This window comes from Pseudomonas sp. S31 (assembly GCF_016648105.1).
In the GTDB taxonomy this organism is placed as follows: domain Bacteria; phylum Pseudomonadota; class Gammaproteobacteria; order Pseudomonadales; family Pseudomonadaceae; genus Aquipseudomonas.
Genome location: NZ_JACVVE010000019.1, coordinates 65,075 through 82,540 on the forward strand (window position 1 = coordinate 65,075; position 17,466 = coordinate 82,540).

Consider the following 17,466-nt stretch of genomic DNA (forward strand, 5'->3'; position numbering starts at 1 on the left):
GACCCTGTAGGAGCGGGCTTACCCGCGAATGCGCCCGATCAGGCAACGGCGTTGTCAGTGCTGACGCATTCGCGGGTAAACCCGCTCCTACAGGGGGCCAATCCCGCCTCTAGAGAGGCGGAGCGATCAGAAGTCCTTGCACAGGCGCAGGGCGTCGTAGATCGCCGCATGCACGTTGCGCTGGGCCACGCAGTCGCCGATGCGGTAAAGCAGATAACCGTCGCCCGGCTGGCTGAGGATCGGCTGTGGCTTGATGGCGAACAGCGCCTCCACGTCGATCTGGCCCTTGTTGCGCGAGCCTTCCTTCAGCGCGTAGTACAGCTGCTCGTCAGGACGCACGCCGTTCTCCACCACCACCTGGTCGACCACGCGTTCTTCCTTGGCCCCGGTGTATTCGTTCTCCAGCACCGCCACCAGCTTGTCACCCTCGCGATAGACCTTTTCCAGCATCATGTCGCCGGTCATGATCACTTCTTTCGGGTACATGCTGCGGTAGTAGGTCGGGAAGGTCGTACCGCCCATGGCCACGCCCGGTTTGATGTCGTCGGTGACGATCTCGACCTGGCTGCCCTTGTCGGCGATGAAATCGGCCACCGACATGCCGGTGAATTCGCAGATGGTGTCGTACACCAGCACGTTCTTGCCCGGCGCCACCTTGCCGTCGAGCACGTCCCAGCTGCTGACCACCAGGCCTTCGGCGGCGCCCCAGTGCTCGTTCTGTTCGAGGAACGAATGGCCGCCCACCGCCAGCACGATGATGTCCGGGCGCAGGTCCTGGATGGTCGCCACATCGGCAGCGGTGCCCAGGCGCAGGTCGACCTTCAGGCGCGCCAGCTCCAGCTGGTACCAGCGGGTGATACCGGCAATCTGGTCACGCTGCGGGGCTTTGGCGGCAATGGTGATCTGCCCGCCGATCTGGTCCTTCTTCTCGAACAGGGTCACGTCGTGGCCGCGTTCGGCAGCCACACGGGCCGCTTCCATACCGGCCGGGCCTGCGCCAACCACCACCACCTTGCGCTTGACGCCGGTGGTCTTCTCGATGATGTGCGGCACACCCATGTATTCACGGGAGGTGGCGGCGTTCTGGATACACAGCACATCCAGGCCCTGATACTGGCGGTCGATGCAGTAGTTGGCACCGACGCACTGCTTGATCTGGTCGATCTGGCCCATCTTGATCTTGGCGATCAGGTGCGGGTCGGCCATGTGCGCACGGGTCATGCCGACCATGTCCACATAGCCGCCTTCCAGAATGCGCGTGGCCTGGTTCGGGTCCTTGATGTTCTGCGCGTGCAGCACCGGGACCTTGACCACTTCCTTGATGCCGGCGGCCAGGTGCAGGAACGGCTCCGGCGGGTAGCTCATGTTGGGGATGACGTTGGCCAGGGTGTTGTGGGTGTCGCAACCCGAGCCGACCACACCGATGAAGTCGAGCATGCCGGTGGCGTCGTAGTACGCGGCGATCTGCTTCATGTCCTCGTGGCTGAGGCCATCGGGGTGGAACTCGTCGCCACAGATACGCATGCCCACGCAGAAGTCGTCGCCGACTTCGGCGCGCACGGCCTTTAGCACTTCCAGGCCGAACTTCATGCGGCCTTCGAAGGTGCCGCCCCATTCGTCGGTACGCTTGTTGACCCGTGGGCTCCAGAACTGGTCGATCATGTGCTGGTGCACGGCCGACAGCTCGACGCCGTCCAGGCCGCCTTCCTTGGCACGCCGCGCAGCCTGCGCGTAGTTGCCGATCACGCGCCAGATCTCTTCCACCTCGATGGTCTTGCAGGTGGCGCGGTGCACCGGCTCACGGATGCCCGACGGCGACATCAGGGTCGGCCAGTTGAAGCCGTCCCAGCGCGAGCGGCGGCCCATGTGGGTAATCTGGATCATGATCTTGGCGCCGTGCTTGTGCATGGCGTCAGCCAGGTTCTGGAAATGCGGGATGATGCGGTCGGTCGACAGGTTGACCGAGGCCCACCACTCCTGCGGGCTGTCGATGGCCACGACAGACGAGCCGCCGCAGATCGCCAGGCCGATGCCGCCCTTGGCCTTCTCTTCGTAATACTTCACGTAGCGGTCGGTGGTCATGCCGCCGTCAGTGGCATAGACCTCGGCGTGCGCGGTGCTGAGTACACGGTTGCGGATGGTCAGTTTGCCGATCTGGATCGGCTGGAACATTGCTTCGAATGCCATGACGCTATCTCCGGCTTACAACGGCTTCGTAACGAACAGGCCATCTTCGTGGCCTTCTTCCGACCCGCCATAGACCTGTTCGGCCACGGTGCGGATCTTGCTGCCGCGGGCAGCGAGAATCTGGTCCATGGCGCCGGCGAACCAGCCGGTGAACATGTAGTCGACCTTGCGCCCGCACTTGCCATAGACGTACACGAACGCGGAGTGCTTGAGCTTGACGCTGCAGGTGCCTTTATCCAGGTCGATGTCCTGGATCTCGAACAGACCCCAGCCACGCTGGCTCAGGCGCTTCATGTAGTGCTCGAACACCGCCACGCCTTCCAGGCCATGGCATTCGGCTTCCTTCTCGCACCAGTGCCAGGCGGACTTGTAACCGGCCTTGTAGAGGATCTCGGCGTAGGCGTCGGCGCCCAGGACTTCTTCGATGCCGATATGGTTGTTGACGAAGAAATGCCGCGGTACATACAGCATCGGCAGGGCGTCGCTGGTCCAGACACCGGTCTCGCTGTCGACTTCGATTGGCAATTGCGGGGCGATCTTGGCCATGGAAACTCAACTCCATAAAAATTTTTGTTTGGATGCCCCGGCGTTGCTGGCAGGGGCTTCAGGCTTGGAGAGCGGCTTACTCGCCCCAGACGTCCTTGAGGACGTTGACCCAGTTCTCGCCCATGATCTTGCGCACCACGCGTTCGGAGTGGCCGCGCTTGAGCAAGGTCTCGGTGAGGTTGGGAAATTCGCCCACGGTGCGAATGCCCAGCGGGTTGATGATCTTGCCGAAGTTGGTCAGGCGACGGGCGTAGCCCTTGTCGTGGGTCAGGTACTCGAAGAAGTCCTGGCCGTGGCCCTGGGTGAAGTCGGTGCCGATGCCGATGGCGTCTTCACCGACGATGTTCATGGTGTACTCGATGGCCTCGGCGTAGTCGTCGATGGTCGAGTCGATGCCCTTGGCCAGGAACGGCGCGAACATGGTCACGCCGACGAAGCCGCCATGGTCGGCGATGAACTTCAGCTCTTCGTCCGACTTGTTGCGCGGGTGCTCCTTGAGGCCCGAAGGCAGGCAGTGCGAGTAGCACACCGGCTTCTTCGACTCGAGGATGACCTCTTCCGAAGTCTTGGAGCCAACGTGGGACAGGTCGCACATGATGCCGACGCGGTTCATTTCGGCGACGATCTCGCGACCGAAGCCCGACAACCCGCCATCGCGCTCGTAGCAGCCGGTGCCAACCAGGTTCTGGGTGTTGTAGCACATCTGCACGATGCCCACGCCCAGCTGCTTGAACACATCGACGTAGGCGATCTGATCCTCGAAGGCGTGGGCATTCTGGAAGCCGAAGAGGATGCCGGTCTTGCCCAGCTCCTTGGCCTTGCGGATGTCGGCGGTGGTGCGTACCGGCATCACCAGGTCGCTGTTGTCGCGGATCAGCTTCTGGCTGGCGGCGATCTGGTCGACGGTGGCCTTGAAGCCCTCCCAGACCGACACCGTGCAGTTGGCCGCAGTCAGCCCGCCCTTGCGCATGTCCTCGAACAGCTCGCGGTTCCATTTGGCAATGATCAGGCCGTCGATGACGATGCTGTCGGCGTGGAGTTCGGCTGGGCTCATCAGGCTGTCCCCTTTTTTGATTTGGGCCGCGCCGAATCTTCTGCCGGCGCTTTGGGGCCAGCATATGCCTGTGCCCCGAGGCGCCCCGATGCAAAAACGACAGGGGGTTTGCCGAAAGCGTCAAACGCGCGCAAGCGCCGCGGTTGGCCCTGCCGAATCCACCGGCCAAGGCCTCGATGGCAGTCCCCGGGGAAGCCATTCCCGCTAAGAGATGTACGAGTTACCAGGCGCAAGGGCGGACTCTAAGGTGACGGCTCCTACCCCGTAAATGGAGCGTCATCATGGTTCACCACGATTCATCACGCGTAAACGTCATGCCCTGGCTGCTGGGCTTGGCATTCGCCGCCGGTCTGTTGAGCACCCCGCAAGCTCAAGCACAACATGTAGGCTGCGAAGCGACCTCCACCGAGAGCTTCAAAAACTACATCCGCCCTGGCTGGCAAGACATTGCCGACTACCCCAACAATCAGCAAAAACTCATCCTCGCGTCGGACCCACAGGCATTTCGCGCCATGACGCAGCACAGTCCTTATAAGGAAGCAGTCAGCACCACCCGATGGAATGCCAACATCGATCGGATCACCGAGCAGATACGCAAGGATCGCCAGGCATCCTATTACGTGCCGTTGATCATCAATGGCGACCTGACAGACTTTGGCCACGGCAACGAACGCAAGGCGATGCAGCGCAAGATGAAGCAAGCCAACGCCAGCCACCCCGGCCCGCTGATGCTGCCCGGCATGGGCAACCACGATTACGACCAGAACGTCGGCGACTGCACCAACAATGGCTGCGCACGAGACTCGGTGTGCGACATGCTCATGTGGGTGAAAACCCTCTCTCCGGCCTCTTTCGACTACCGCTGGGACAATTCGAAGAGGACCCATCGCGGTTCGTTCGCCTACTCGGTGGATGTCGGGCGCGTGCGTGTCGTGCAATTGCACCTCGACCCCACCTATACCCGCCACTTCGAGACCGGGGGTGGATTCGCGCACAACAGGAAGGCACGCTTCTCCATCACCTCGGCGATGGACTGGCTGGAGCGCGACCTGAAAGCCGCCAGCGAGCGAGGGCAGTACGTCATCGTCAATCTGCACAAGCGCAGCGGATGGCAGGACAACACAGTACGCAACGATCGGTTCCGCAAGTTGCTCGAACAGCATAATGTCGTGGCGGTATTCGCCGGCCACCTGCATAACCAGTTAGGCGCTGTGAGTAGCATTGGCAAGGTGCCGGTGTTCCAGACGGGCGCGATGTTGGCCGAAAGCTACCTGCGCGTGACGTTCGATTGGTCGACCTACAAGATGCACGTGGTACCGGTGGCACTGGGTCGCACCCCGCCTGCAACACGAGTGGTCAACCTCCAACGCAAGCCCGATTCGCCGGTAAAGGTCACGCTGTACGCCAAGGCCAAATTCACCGGCTCGCGTTGCGAGGTCACCCTCAAGAGCCCGCAAAGCGTGAATCTGAGAACCCAGGGGGCGTGCTCCTTCCACCCCAAATCCGCCAAGGTTTCGCCACTCCCTGCCGGCCAGCGCTTGTGCTTCGAAAAGGCCGATGGCTCGCGTAATCGTTGTTTCAGTGGCAGCCTGACCCGCGCGTTCGAAACGGCCAACTTCGATCTGCAACCGCAATTACCACCAGGCATGCAGCGCACGACCAAGGGCTACCCAATGAATGGTCATGTCGACAGGCTGGTGTATTCAAAGCCCTGACACCGCCACTGGCCGCTGGATGAACATTTCGTCAGGTAGCTACCGCAACGGCCAACGCTGAGCGAGAATCTCGACCATTCGTCAGCCTGTTGAGGAGAAAAACGGATGAAATCAGTGGCATGGCTGGTACTGCTGGCCGTCATCACGGGAGCCCAGGCAGGCGAGGAAGAAAGCACGCCGTGCGACAACGTCGAGACCGACCAGCAGACGTTCGCCTGTGCGGCGTTCAACAAGCAGACCGCCGAGCGGGAGTTGAACGCCGCCTACGACGACCTGATCCAGCGCATCGGTGACCAGTATGCCGATGCGGCCGACAAGGCCAAGGGCTTGACCGCACACCTGGAAGCCGCGCAAAAGCTGTGGATGCAACTGCGCGATGCCGACTGCAAGGTCGAGACTTATGCCGAGAAGCCGGGCAGCAAAGCGTTCGAGGCGGCATGGAACACCTGCGTGGCGCAGCGCAGCGATGACCGTTCGGAGTATCTGCAGTCCATCGGCCAGCAGTGAACCTGCTCGGGCCTCTTCGCGGGTAAACCCGCTCCTACAGGCCACACGGTCCGTGTAGGAGCGGGTTCACCCGCGAAGAGGCCGGTACAGGACACCATCAAACCGCCCGGGCCACCCGGTCCTCCCGTGGACATCGCTCGAACCGCGCCCGATAGCAGCGGGTAAAGTACGAAGCCGACTCGAACCCACAAGCCACCCCCACCTCCAGCACGCTCATGTCGGTCTGGCGCAACAACTGCCGCGCTTTATCCAGCCGCAACCGCAGATAGAAACCACTGGGCGTGTCGTCCAGGTTCAGCCGAAACAGCCGCTCCAACTGCCGCCGGGTGACTTGCACCGCATCGGCCAGCACCTGGGTATTGAGCGGCTGCTCGATATTGCGCTCCATCTCGCCGATCACCTTCACCAGCTTCTTGTTGCTGAGGCCGTACCGGCTGGCGATCTGCATGCGCTGGTGGTCCTGGCGCGGGCGGATACGGCCGAGCACGAACTGCTCGGACACCTGCACCGCCAGTTCGCTGCCATGGGCCTGGGCGATCAGGTCGAGCATCAGGTCGATCGACGCGGTTCCCCCCGCACAGGTGATGCGGCGCCGGTCGATCTCGAACAACTCCTGGGTCACCTGCAAGCGGGGATAGCGCTCCTTGAACGCATCCAGCGCTTCCCAATGCAGCGTGGCGCGGTATCCATCGAGCAGGCCGGCTTCGGCCAGCACCACCGGGCCGGTGTCGATGCCACCGAGAATCACCCCCTCATGGTCGAGCCGGCGCAGCGCCTGCTGCAGCCGTGGCCCATAACCTGCCAGAGGCTCGAAGCCGGCGACGATCAGCAGCACACCGCCCGGCTCGCCCTCCCCCAGCGCGCCATCGGCATTCACCGACATGCCATTGCTGGCCTGCACGGCACCTCCATCGAGGCTGAGCACGCGCCAGCGATACGACGGCTCCTTGAAGCGGTTGGCCACCCGCAGGGGCTCCAGGGCACTGATGAAGCCCATCGCCGAGAACCCCGGCAACAGCAGGAAGTGAATCAATTGCGGCATCGCTTGCTCCACGGTCGAAGGTGGTCGCCTCCGTGCAAATCTTGGTCGCCAGGGTGCGATTTCCCACCCTGGCGCCAGCGTAGCTTATCCACACGGCCCGCAGAGGCCGCCCTCAATAACAATATGCCCTGCCGATGGAGAGCCACCATGCATCGCTTGATCCGCCGCAGCCTGTTGCCCCTAGCCCTGAGCAGCCTCGTCGCCACCCCGCTTTTCGCCGCCGAGCCCGCGGCCTGCAAGAACGTCCGTCTGGGCGTGGTCAACTGGACCGACGTCATCGCCACCAGCGCCATGGCCCAGGTGCTGCTCGATGGCCTGGGCTACCAGACCAAGCAGACCAGCGCCTCGCAGCAGATCATCTTCGCCGGTATCCGCGACAAGCGCCTGGATATGTTCCTGGGTTACTGGAACCCGATCATGACCCAGACCATCACCCCCTTCGTCGACGCAGGCCAAGTCAAGGTGCTCGACAAACCCAGCCTGGAAGACGCCCGCGCCACCCTCGCCGTGCCCAAGTACCTGTATGACAAAGGCCTGAAGACCTTCGCCGACATCCACAAGTTCGAGAAGGAGCTGGGCGGCAAGATCTACGGCATCGAGCCTGGCTCCGGTGCCAACACCCAGATCAAGGCGATGATCACCAAGAACCAGTTCGACCTGGGCAAGTTCCAGCTGGTCGAGTCGAGCGAAGCCGGCATGCTCGCCGCAGTCGATCGCGCCGTGCGGCGCAAGGAAGCGGTGGTGTTCTTCGGTTGGGCGCCGCACCCGATGAACGTGAATATCGACATGGCCTACCTGGGCGACAGCCAGGACGCCCTGGGCCCGGACGAAGGCCGTGCCACGGTGTGGACGGTGACCGCGCCGGACTACGCCGAACGCTGCCCCAACGCCCACCGGCTGCTGGCCAACCTGAACTTCAGCGCCGAGGACGAGAGCCGCATGATGCAGCCGCTGCTCGACCACAAGGATGCGCTGGCGTCGGCCCGCCAATGGCTCGAGGAACACCCCGAGGACAAGGCTCGCTGGCTTGAGGGAGTGACCACCTTCGATGGCAAGCCTGCTGCGGACAACCTCAAGCTCACCGCCAACTGATCAGGCCCTTTCGCGGGCACGCCCGCTCCCACAGGTCATGCGCATGTCAGGGGCACCTCGGCCCCCTGTGGGAGCGGGCTTGCCCGCGAAAAGGCCAACACCGACACCACAAGGAACCGCCATGAACCAAGACGTCATCATCACCTGCGCCCTCACCGGTGCCGGCGACACCGCCTCGAAAAGCCACCTGGTCCCGGTCACCCCCAGACAGATCGCCGAATCCGCCGTCGAAGCGGCCAAGGCCGGCGCCACCGTGGTCCATTGCCACGTCCGCAACCCCGAGACCGGCCGTTTCAGCCGCGACGTGGCGCTGTACCGCGAAGTCATGGAGCGCATCCGCGAAGCCGACGTCGACATCATCGTCAACCTCACCGCCGGCATGGGCGGCGACCTGGAAATCGGCCCAGGTGAAACACCGCTCGAGTTCGGCCCGGGCACCGACCTGATCGGCCCACTCGAGCGCCTGGCCCATGTCGAAGCGCTGCTGCCGGAAATCTGCACCCTCGACTGCGGCACCCTCAACTTCGGCGATGGCAACTCGATCTATGTTTCCACCCCGGCGCAACTGCGCGCCGGCGCCAAGCGCATCACCGAGCTGGGCGTGAAGGCCGAGCTCGAGATCTTCGACACCGGCCACCTGTGGTTCGCCAAGCAGATGATGAAGGAAGGCCTGCTCGATGACCCGCTGTTCCAGCTGTGCCTGGGCATCCCCTGGGGCGCGCCGGCCGACACCACCACCATGAAGGCGATGGTCGACAACCTGCCGGCCAACGTCACCTGGGCCGGCTTCGGCATCGGCCGCATGCAGATGCCCATGGCCGCGCAGGCGGTACTGCTCGGCGGCAACGTGCGGGTCGGCCTGGAGGACAACCTGTACCTGGACCGTGGCGTGCTGGCCAGCAATGGCCAGTTGGTGGAGCGCGCCACCGAGATCATCACCCGCATGGGTGGCCGCGTGCTCAGCCCGGCCGAGGGCCGGGAAAAGATGAACCTCAAGCGCCGCTGAATCCTTCAACGACCGCTAGCGCGCCACAAACCCTGTGGGAGCGGGCTTGCCCCGCGAACACCGGCACAGCCGGTGCCATGCACCACCGAGCCGCCTGCTTCGCGGGGCAAGCCCGCTCCCACAAGGTTTGGCGCTCATCCCAATAGCTCTGTTCATCCTGAGGATCGATATGCCCTTCATCACCGAAATCAAGACCTTCGCCGCCCTGGGTAGCGGCGTGATCGGCAGCGGTTGGGTCGCACGCGCCCTGGCCCATGGCCTGGACGTGGTCGCCTGGGACCCGGCCCCCGGCGCCGAACAAGCACTGCGAAAGCGCATCGCCAACGCCTGGCCGGCGCTGGAGAAACAAGGCCTGGCGCCAGGTGCATCACCGGACCGGCTGAAGTTCGTGGCCACCATCGAGGAATGCGTGCGCGACGCCGATTTCATCCAGGAAAGCGCGCCAGAGCGCCTGGACCTCAAGCTCGACCTCCACGCGAAGATCAGCGCCGCCGCCAAGCCCGAAGCGATCATCGGCTCCAGCACTTCAGGGCTGCTGCCCAGCGAGTTCTACGAGTCATCCACTCACCCCGAACGTTGCGTGGTCGGCCACCCGTTCAACCCGGTGTACCTGTTGCCACTGGTCGAGATCGTCGGTGGTAATCGCACGGCGCCAGAAGCCATCGAAGCCGCCAAGACCATCTACATCGCCCTCGGTATGCGCCCACTGCATGTGCGCAAGGAAGTCCCCGGCTTCATCGCCGACCGCCTGCTCGAAGCGCTGTGGCGCGAGGCTTTGCACCTGGTCAACGATGGCGTGGCAACAACGGGCGAGATCGACGACGCGATCCGCTTCGGCGCCGGCCTGCGCTGGTCGTTCATGGGCACGTTCCTCACCTACACCCTGGCCGGTGGCGATGCTGGCATGCGCCACTTCATGAGCCAGTTCGGCCCGGCGCTGAAGCTGCCCTGGACCTACCTGCCGGCACCGGAGCTGACCGACAAGCTGATCGACGACGTGGTCGAGGGCACCTCGGAGCAACTGGGTGAACGTAGCATCGCCGCGCTGGAGCGCTATCGTGACGACACGCTGCTGGCGGTGCTGGAGGCGGTGAAAACCAGCAAGGCCAACCACGGCATGGCCTTCGGCGATTGAGGAACCCACGATGCCGGCATTGATCACCTACCGCACCCCGGTCGAGAAGGACTGGGTCGACTACAACGGGCATCTGCGCGATGCCTTCTACCTGCTGATCTTCAGCTACGCCACCGATGCGCTGATGGAGCGCATCGGCCTGGATGCCGATAGCCGTGGCCAAAGCGGCCACTCGCTGTTCACCCTGGAGGCGCACATCAACTACCTGCACGAGGTGAAGCTGGGCACCGAGGTATGGGTGCAGACGCAGATCATCGGCTTTGACAACAAGCGTCTGCACCTTTGCCACAGCCTGCATCGCCATGGGTTCGACCAACCCTTGGCCGTCAGCGAACAGATGCTCTTGCATGTCCAGCTCGCTGGGCCGAGTGCGGCTCCGTTCACGGCAGACAGTCGTTCACATCTGCAACGATTGCTCGACGACCAACAGGATCTCGAACCCGCCCGGTTCGTTGGTCGGCGAATAGCACTCCCTAACCAAGCGCTGGGTTGAAGTCATTCAAGGCAATGATGGCCGAGGTGACACTGCGGTCGACGGCGTCGATATACACGATGTTCGGTTTGCTCCCGTACTCCCGACTATATCGACGCAAGGCTTCCGGGAGGTCGGCATTGGCGAGCTTGGCCAGCGCCAGGGTGTCGGGCGTGGTGAGCACACGAGGGGTCAGGGTCCATGACAGCAGGAACAGGTAGCACTGGCCGAGGCCGGCATACTGCTGCCACTTGCTCAACTGGTCCCCCAACATCCTTCGCAGGTCTGGGGTATTGGAATACTGGTCATACACCGCCAGATCTCCACCCAAGGTACCGTCGCGGTATCGATAGCGACCCGTTTCTTTGGACAGATGCTCGTCGTAGTCGAAGACCATTACCGCCTTGCCACGCAGCTCTCCCAATGGCACGGTCGCAAGGTTGCTCACGGTCGCCTGTCGGAAACGCTTGTCGAATCGCTCTATCTGCTGGTCGAGCAAGCGCTTGGTAACCAGAGGGTCACGTTTGTAGTCGCGGGTTTGGGAGAACTTCAGGATCACGGTCTCACTCGGATTGCTCGTGAGAAAAGCATTCACCGACGCCAACACACTGTCCACGTATTCGCCGCTGCAGCCATAGGCGTCGGTTCGGTGATAGGTCACCAGGCGTTCCTTGTCGTAATCGACACGGATATCGAAGTAACGGGCGCCGTGATTGAGCTGGCCCAAAATGGAATGCAGCTGTGTCCTGGACAACGCCTGGCCAAGTCCTTGCGGATTGCAGTGGCGTGTTTGCCCAAGCCCGGCATCGTGGCTGCCTGGCAGGACAATCCTGTTGAGCGGCGTCGCCGAGCTGAGCAACGACATCCAATTATGGGTATTGGCAACTCGATAGTTGCTGAACTCGAAATGATTGACAGGGTTACTCGCGCCACCACGCTTTACATCCACATGGACCTTCAGGTTGGTGTCCAGATCGAGGCCCTCGATGCGAACTTTGTCACCGCCTATATGGGTGCAGTGGCGTCCACCGAACCACCAGTTGTTACTGGTTCCAGCACGCCCTTGGCCGATATGGACATCATCGAGCCTGATGCGCGCAATACGGCTACCGAGGTTGCCGCCGGTGAGGTGGACGACAAGGTCCACGTTGAACGCAAAGTTCAACTTTCCAGGGGCATGATTGAACGTGCACTGGCCAGCGGATACCCGCTGATTCCACCACGACGCAACGCCGAAAGAGCCTTTGCGCCCTACGTTGAATCGCAACCCGCCGCCTTCGCCGATGCTCTTCTGCTGCCCCACATAGTTATACCCGCTGGGGTCCTGACCCTCCGTAATCGACACGCCGGTCACGAGGCAGGTACCACCCACTACCGTGTACTCCCGTTTGAACGACTTGTCGTCTATATAGGGCGACACGATGAATGCATCATTGTCTCTGTATATCATTGAAAGCTCCTAAGGGTCGGAAGCCTCGCCAACTGCAAGCGAGGTCCCGAAAATAGGAACATGAGAAAAGAATTATTGAATCAACGACGATGTGTAACAGGGTTTTCTACACATAGCGGCAGTATCAACGCACACGAATATCACGTAGGAAATACTTCCCTAGCCCAATAATAAAAAAGCCCCGGAAAGCCGTGAGCATCCGGGGCCAAGAGCGAGCAACATCCACTGTGCATGAATGAGGGTGACCAAACCCTCGGGGACCGTGAATGGTTGCAGTGTGCTGGCTTCCCAACACCCCCTGTTAGCCGGGAGCGACCTGTTCTTAGCCAAATCAGCCATTGCGACATTCTGTCCTTGCCGGCCTGTCGCAGCGGACACAGAATCGGTCGTAAATCACAGCAGCACTCTCTTCGCGATAAAAGGGACAACAGCCATGATGCATGCGGATTTGATTGATCAGGACGACCTGTTGGGCCAGCTGCGCGCGCGCGGGTTCGAGATTCCGGCCGGGGCCAGTGCCGAGCAGGCCTGCGAGGCGGTGGTGCGCGGGCTGACCGAGCCCAACGCCCGGGCACTCAAGGGCATGGTCGAGCAGATGTACACCGGCAGCGCGACCATCCTGCCGGCGGTGCGCCAGGCCATCGACAAGCAATTGCTGCCGGCGTTGGCGCAGTTCAACCAGCGCGCCTGAGGTCTTCTGTTCCGACCCTTTCGCGGGTAAACCCGCTCCTACAGGATCCTCACTGACCGCGAAGGCCGTGCAGCTCCTGCAGGAGCGGGCTTGTTCCGGAAAAGGGCCAGCACTGGCTCAAGCAGGCTCGGCCAGTTTCTCCAGTTCAATGGTCCGATCGAATAACCTGACCAGCCCTTCCTGGTGCGTCACGCCCACCACCGTGCACCCCGGCAGCTCGCGCCTGAGCATCTGCAGCAGCCGCCGGGCACTGCCCAGGTCCAGCTGGCTGGTGGCCTCGTCCAGGTACAAAGTATCGGGCCGATACAACAACGCCCGCGCCAGGCTCAGCCGCTGCTGCTCGCCACCGGACAGCACACGCTCCCACTCCGCCTGCTGGTGCAACTGCGCGATCAAGCCCGTCAACTCCACCTTGCCCAGCACATCGACCAACTGCACATCATCAATCGACCGAGCCTGTGGATAAGCCAGCAGACCGCGCAAACTCATGTGCGGAATGTACGGCTTCTGCGGCAACAGCAGGCTCCGCCCCGCTGGCAACTGCCAGTCGCCCTGGCAATAAGGCCACAATCCCTGCAAGGTGCGCAGGAAGGTGGATTTGCCCAAGCCACTGCGCCCGCCCAGGCGTATCCATTCACCTTGTTCCACACGTAGATCGACCGCTTCGAGCAGTACGCTGCCATCGGGCTTGTACAGCGTCAGTCCCTGAGTGCACAGGGAAGGCCCCTGCTGCGCTTCGGCCACTTGCCGATGGCTCGCGGCAATCGCCTGCTCGAACTGCTCCAGCCGCTGTAACGCCGCGCTCCAGCGCACCAGCTTGTGATACAGCTTGATGAACCAACTGAGCGAGCCATGCACGGCGTTGAAGGCACTGCGAATCTGCATCAGCCCGCCAAGGGTGATGGCCTTGGCGATGAACGCTGGCAAGGCGGCGAACACCGGGATGATCAGGCTCAGCCGCTCGTAGGAAACGGTAAACAAGCTGAGGTTGCGCTCGCGCCCCATCAACTGGCGCCAGTTATCGGCGATGGCACGAAAGCGCTCGGCCAGGTGTTGCCGCTCAACGACCTCGCCCCGGTACAGCGCTATCTGCTCGGCATGGTCGCGCTTGCGCAACAGGCTGGCGCGAAAGTCCGCCTCACGGTGCTCGCGGACGTAGTTCAAGCCATGCAGCGGCTTGCCGATCAGGTGGGTCAGCAGGCTGCCGACCAGGGTGTAGACCAGCACTATCCAGACCAGGTAGCCATGCACCGTGAAGGTCGCGCCTAACAGGCTGAGGGTCTGCACACCTGACAGGTTCCACAGGATCACCACGAAGGCGCCGACCTGCGCCAGGTTGATCACCAGCGATGCCACCAGCTCGATGCTCAACCCGACCACCAGATCGACATCCTGGGCAATGCGTTGATCGGGGTTGTCCGGCTCGCCGCTCAGCCCCAGGCGATAGAAGGCCTGGTCCGCCAGCCAGGCATCGGTCAGACGCCCGGTCATCGCCTGGCGCCAGCGTAGCTCAAGGGCTTTGCGGATGTAGTCCATGGCCACGACGATGAGTACATAACTGCCCAGGTACAACGCGTATTCCCCGACCAGGGCGTACAGGCCCGAGGTATCGAACGCCGCCAAGGTGTCATAGAAGGTCTTGCTCCAGCTGTTGATCAGCACATTGATCTGCACCACCAGCAGGCCCAGGCCAATCACCGCCGTCAGCATCACCCAGGCCGGCCATTGTCGGCGGCTGGCCCAGAACGGGCGGCCGAGGCGGTAGAAGCTACCCAGGGTGCTCACAGCGCCTGCTCCAGCGCACCGGCACTCGGCAGCAGGCGCAACTGCACCTGGTTGTCACGCGGGAACAACTTCCCGGCCTGCCGCTGCAGCTCAGGCAGGGTCAATGCTTCGGCCAGTTGCGCCTGGTTTTGCAGGTAGCGCGGGTCGTGCCAGCGGCGGTCACTGAGGATCAGGCGCTTGAACTGGGTTTGCGGGTCATCGCGGCGTTTGCTCTCCTGGCGCAGGAATTCGGCGCGCTCGGTAGCCAGCCACTGGGCGTCCGGTTGCAAAGTGGCCAAGGTCTGCTGGGCCATGGCCCATAGTTCGTCGACCCGCGCTGGGTCACAGGTGAAGCTGAGGCTGCTTTCGATGCGCTGGGTGTCGGCGTTCAACTCGCTGTCGAAACGCAGGCGATACACACCGGCAGCCTCGCCCCGCAGTTGTGTTTTCAGGCGCTGATTGGCCAGGTCACGCAGTACCGCCACCCGCGCCGCCGCTTCCGGGCTCCAGGCCTGCGGCTGGTAGCTGCTGGCTTGCAGGACGGCACGCGGTTCCAGGGCGATCGCCAAGTCTTCGCGACGCTGGCCAGGCTGTTGCACGGCCTGTTGGCTGGGCAGCGGTGCCGAGCGCGGGAGGGTCGCGAGCAGTTCACCGACCATGTTCTCCAGCGTCTGCGGCGCCACGTCGGCCATCAGGTAATAGGTGACCGGCGCCCCGGCCAGGCGCTTCCAGTCTGCGCTCAGTTGTTCGGCAGTCAATCGTTCCAGGGCGCCGATTTCCGGCGACTGCCAGTGGTCGACGCCGTACTTGAGTAGGCGCTGCCGGCTTTCCTGCTGCCCGCGTACGTCATCCGGACGACTACGCAGGCGTTGCAGCAAGGCGTCGCGCGAGGTGCCGAACAGTTCCGTGTCGATGCTGGCCAGCTGGCTTACCCGGTAGCTCTGCATCAGCGCCAGCAGGTGCTCCGGCGCTGCGCCAAAGTTGAGCTGCAGGCGTTGGGGCTGCTGGTCGAAGCCGAGTGTAGCGCGATGCTCCTGGCGCCAGGTTGCCAAGGCCTGCTGATCCATCCCGGGCAGGCCGCTGTGCATGGCCAGCTGCGCGGCCATCTGCAGGCGCCATGCCGGAGTACCTGCAAGGTGATAGCCAGCGGACGAGTCGACCTGCAGCAGCCACTTGCCCTCCGGGCCCTTGTGCTTGAGCCACACCAGCCGATCACCATTGCTCAGTCGCCAGTGTTCCACGTGCTGCTCGGGAAAGGCCTTGCGCTCGACGATAGCGGCGGCTGGCGGCGCAACGGGCATTTCCAGACGGGGTTTCGAGGCCTGCGTCGGTGCTGCCTGCTCGGGCGCAGGCAGCGCCGTTGCCCTCAGCTTCAGCTGCAGCGACTCGACGTGCGCAACGCTGGGCAGAGCGACAGCGGAGGCACCCGCCGCACTCACCTGCAACACTTGGTCTGGGCTGGCCAGCCAGTGCCGCAGACGCTCGTTCAGGTCATCGAGCGAGATGTCGCCCAGCACCTGCAGATAGCGGGCAGCGGTGGCCTGGCGCTCGGTGACGGCGTTGCCCTGCACAGCCGCGTTGTTGAGTTGCTCCACCCACTGCTCGAATGTACGCGGCGCCTGGTTGGCCATGGTCTTGCCGCCCAGTTGGCGGATGTGTTCACGCTCGCGCTGCACGTCAGCCTCGCTGAAGCCATGCTGGCGCAAGCGCTCGATCTCGGTCAGCAATCGCTGGAGCGCCCGGTCGTGGGCCTGGCCTTCGACCCCAGCGGCGATGCCCAGCACGGTGGAATGCTCGCCGATCAGGGTTTTCTGAGCGATCAGGCTGCGTACGCCCGGCTCGCGGGGCTGGCGACGCAGGCTGTCGAGCATGGCTGCGAGGGTCATGCGGTCGATCAGCCGCTCACGCAGTGCGGCGTGAGTGGTGCCGCGGCTGTCCGGCTCGTGTGAGCGGAACAGCATCGCCACTTGGTTGCTACCTGATTGCGGGTCTTGCAGGCGGAATACCTTCAGCTTCTGGTCCAGCGGCAGTTCACGCTGCTCGCGGCTCGGTACCGGGCCAGCCTTGGCCGAGCCGAATGCCTGCTCGATCTGCGCCAGCATCGCTTGTGGGTCGAAGTCACCCACTGCCGACAGCACCATGTTGTTAGGCAGGTACCAGCGGGCCTGGTATGCCTTCAGACTCTCCAGGCGGGCAGAGCGAATCGCCGCCTCGTTGCCGATGGTGCGATGCCCGGGATAACGCGAACCGGTACGCTGCGAGGCGGTACGTTGCTCGTTCATGCGCTGGGCCACGCCCAGGCCGCCGCGCCATTCCTCGATCACGATCGGCCGCTCGCGCTCCAGGTCCTGCTCGTCGTAGTCATGGGCGAAGGCCAGGTCGGCCAGAACCTGCAATGCCTGCGGGGCCTGACGAACGCCCGCTGGAGGGCCGATCAGGTACTGGGTACGCTCGTAGTTGGTCACCGCATTGAAGTGGCGGCCCTGCACCCAGCCGAAATCGGTCATGCGCTGGCGCAGGTCATGGTCGGCGCCGGCACGGCTGCGAAAGGCCAGGTGCTCGACCATGTGCGCGACGCCGACCTGGTCGTCGGCCTCGTCCACGGAACCCGCCTTGACCGTCAGGCGCAGGTCCAGGCGGCCAGGCTGCGAGGTTTCCCGTACCAATCGGTAGGCCAAGCCATTGGCCAACTGGCCATGCACCACGCGGGTGTCCCAGGGCAATGGGGCATCGGCTTCGGGCAGCGAGGTGCAGGCACCAAGCAGCAGCGGCCCGAACAGGCCGGCAATGAGCTTTTTCATCAGG

The 17,466-nt window shown here is 63.2% G+C and carries 14 protein-coding genes; 7 read left to right on the top strand and 7 right to left on the bottom strand.

The window, feature by feature from the left end; translation table 11 throughout:
- Positions 1–126: 126 nt before the first annotated feature.
- The 3 genes from dgcA to IAE37_RS15580 all read right to left on the bottom strand — a co-directional run bounded on the left by dgcA (position 127) and on the right by IAE37_RS15580 (position 3,787).
- The gene (gene dgcA, locus IAE37_RS15570; protein ID WP_201174983.1) at positions 127–2,187 is read right to left on the bottom strand and encodes a dimethylglycine demethylation protein DgcA; all 2,061 of its coding nucleotides are present in this window, start codon (positions 2,185–2,187) and stop codon (positions 127–129) included.
- A 15-nt stretch (positions 2,188–2,202) separates the two neighbouring features.
- The gene (locus IAE37_RS15575) at positions 2,203–2,733 is read right to left on the bottom strand and encodes a DUF5943 domain-containing protein (RefSeq protein WP_008091518.1); all 531 of its coding nucleotides are present in this window, start codon (positions 2,731–2,733) and stop codon (positions 2,203–2,205) included.
- A 76-nt stretch (positions 2,734–2,809) separates the two neighbouring features.
- Positions 2,810–3,787: a dipeptidase gene (locus IAE37_RS15580; RefSeq protein WP_016497618.1), complete on the bottom strand. Its 978-nt coding sequence runs from the start codon at positions 3,785–3,787 to the stop codon at positions 2,810–2,812.
- A gap of 281 nt (positions 3,788–4,068) precedes the next feature.
- Between IAE37_RS15580 and IAE37_RS15585 the strand changes: the two genes are divergently transcribed.
- Both IAE37_RS15585 and IAE37_RS15590 read left to right on the top strand, forming a co-directional pair.
- Entirely contained in the window at positions 4,069–5,502 is a 1,434-nt protein-coding gene (locus IAE37_RS15585; RefSeq protein WP_201174984.1) for a metallophosphoesterase family protein, read from the top strand.
- Positions 5,503–5,607: 105 nt separating this feature from the next.
- Entirely contained in the window at positions 5,608–6,009 is a 402-nt protein-coding gene (locus IAE37_RS15590) for a lysozyme inhibitor LprI family protein (RefSeq protein WP_201174985.1), read from the top strand.
- Between the two features lie 97 nt (positions 6,010–6,106).
- Here the strand turns inward: IAE37_RS15590 and IAE37_RS15595 are convergent, their stop codons facing one another.
- Positions 6,107–7,051 (bottom strand): GlxA family transcriptional regulator, encoded by a 945-nt coding sequence (locus IAE37_RS15595; RefSeq protein ID WP_201174987.1) that lies wholly within the window; start codon positions 7,049–7,051, stop codon positions 6,107–6,109.
- 147 nt (positions 7,052–7,198) lie between these two features.
- Here IAE37_RS15595 and choX point away from each other — a divergent pair, with 147 nt between their 5' ends.
- The 4 genes from choX (at position 7,199) to IAE37_RS15615 (ending at position 10,777) form a co-directional block, all read left to right on the top strand.
- Positions 7,199–8,143 carry a choline ABC transporter substrate-binding protein gene (gene choX / locus IAE37_RS15600; protein WP_201174989.1) on the top strand — a complete coding sequence of 315 codons (945 nt, stop codon included), beginning with the start codon at positions 7,199–7,201 and terminating at the stop codon, positions 8,141–8,143.
- Between the two features lie 121 nt (positions 8,144–8,264).
- Complete coding sequence (locus IAE37_RS15605; RefSeq protein ID WP_201174991.1) at positions 8,265–9,149, top strand: 3-keto-5-aminohexanoate cleavage protein; 885 nt, start codon at positions 8,265–8,267, stop codon at positions 9,147–9,149.
- Positions 9,150–9,318: 169 nt separating this feature from the next.
- On the top strand, positions 9,319–10,284 hold the full coding sequence (locus IAE37_RS15610; RefSeq protein WP_201174993.1) for an L-carnitine dehydrogenase: 966 nt from the start codon (positions 9,319–9,321) through the stop codon (positions 10,282–10,284).
- Between the two features lie 10 nt (positions 10,285–10,294).
- Complete coding sequence (locus tag IAE37_RS15615; protein ID WP_201174995.1) at positions 10,295–10,777, top strand: thioesterase family protein; 483 nt, start codon at positions 10,295–10,297, stop codon at positions 10,775–10,777.
- Here IAE37_RS15615 and IAE37_RS15620 read toward each other — a convergent pair.
- The gene (locus IAE37_RS15620) at positions 10,758–12,206 is read right to left on the bottom strand and encodes a phosphatidylinositol-specific phospholipase C domain-containing protein (protein ID WP_201174997.1); all 1,449 of its coding nucleotides are present in this window, start codon (positions 12,204–12,206) and stop codon (positions 10,758–10,760) included. The genes IAE37_RS15615 and IAE37_RS15620 overlap by 20 nt on opposite strands.
- Positions 12,207–12,639: 433 nt before the next feature.
- Between IAE37_RS15620 and IAE37_RS15625 the strand changes: the two genes are divergently transcribed.
- Positions 12,640–12,897: a hypothetical protein gene (locus IAE37_RS15625; protein ID WP_201174999.1), complete on the top strand. Its 258-nt coding sequence runs from the start codon at positions 12,640–12,642 to the stop codon at positions 12,895–12,897.
- Positions 12,898–13,014: 117 nt separating this feature from the next.
- Here the strand turns inward: IAE37_RS15625 and IAE37_RS15630 are convergent, their stop codons facing one another.
- Together IAE37_RS15630 and IAE37_RS15635 are read right to left on the bottom strand one after the other, a co-directional pair.
- Positions 13,015–14,682 carry an ABC transporter ATP-binding protein/permease gene (locus IAE37_RS15630; RefSeq protein WP_201175001.1) on the bottom strand — a complete coding sequence of 556 codons (1,668 nt, stop codon included), beginning with the start codon at positions 14,680–14,682 and terminating at the stop codon, positions 13,015–13,017.
- Positions 14,679–17,462 (bottom strand): M16 family metallopeptidase, encoded by a 2,784-nt coding sequence (locus tag IAE37_RS15635; protein WP_201175003.1) that lies wholly within the window; start codon positions 17,460–17,462, stop codon positions 14,679–14,681. Before IAE37_RS15635 ends, IAE37_RS15630 begins: the two co-directional genes overlap by 4 nt.
- Between the last annotated feature and the right edge of the window lie 4 nt (positions 17,463–17,466).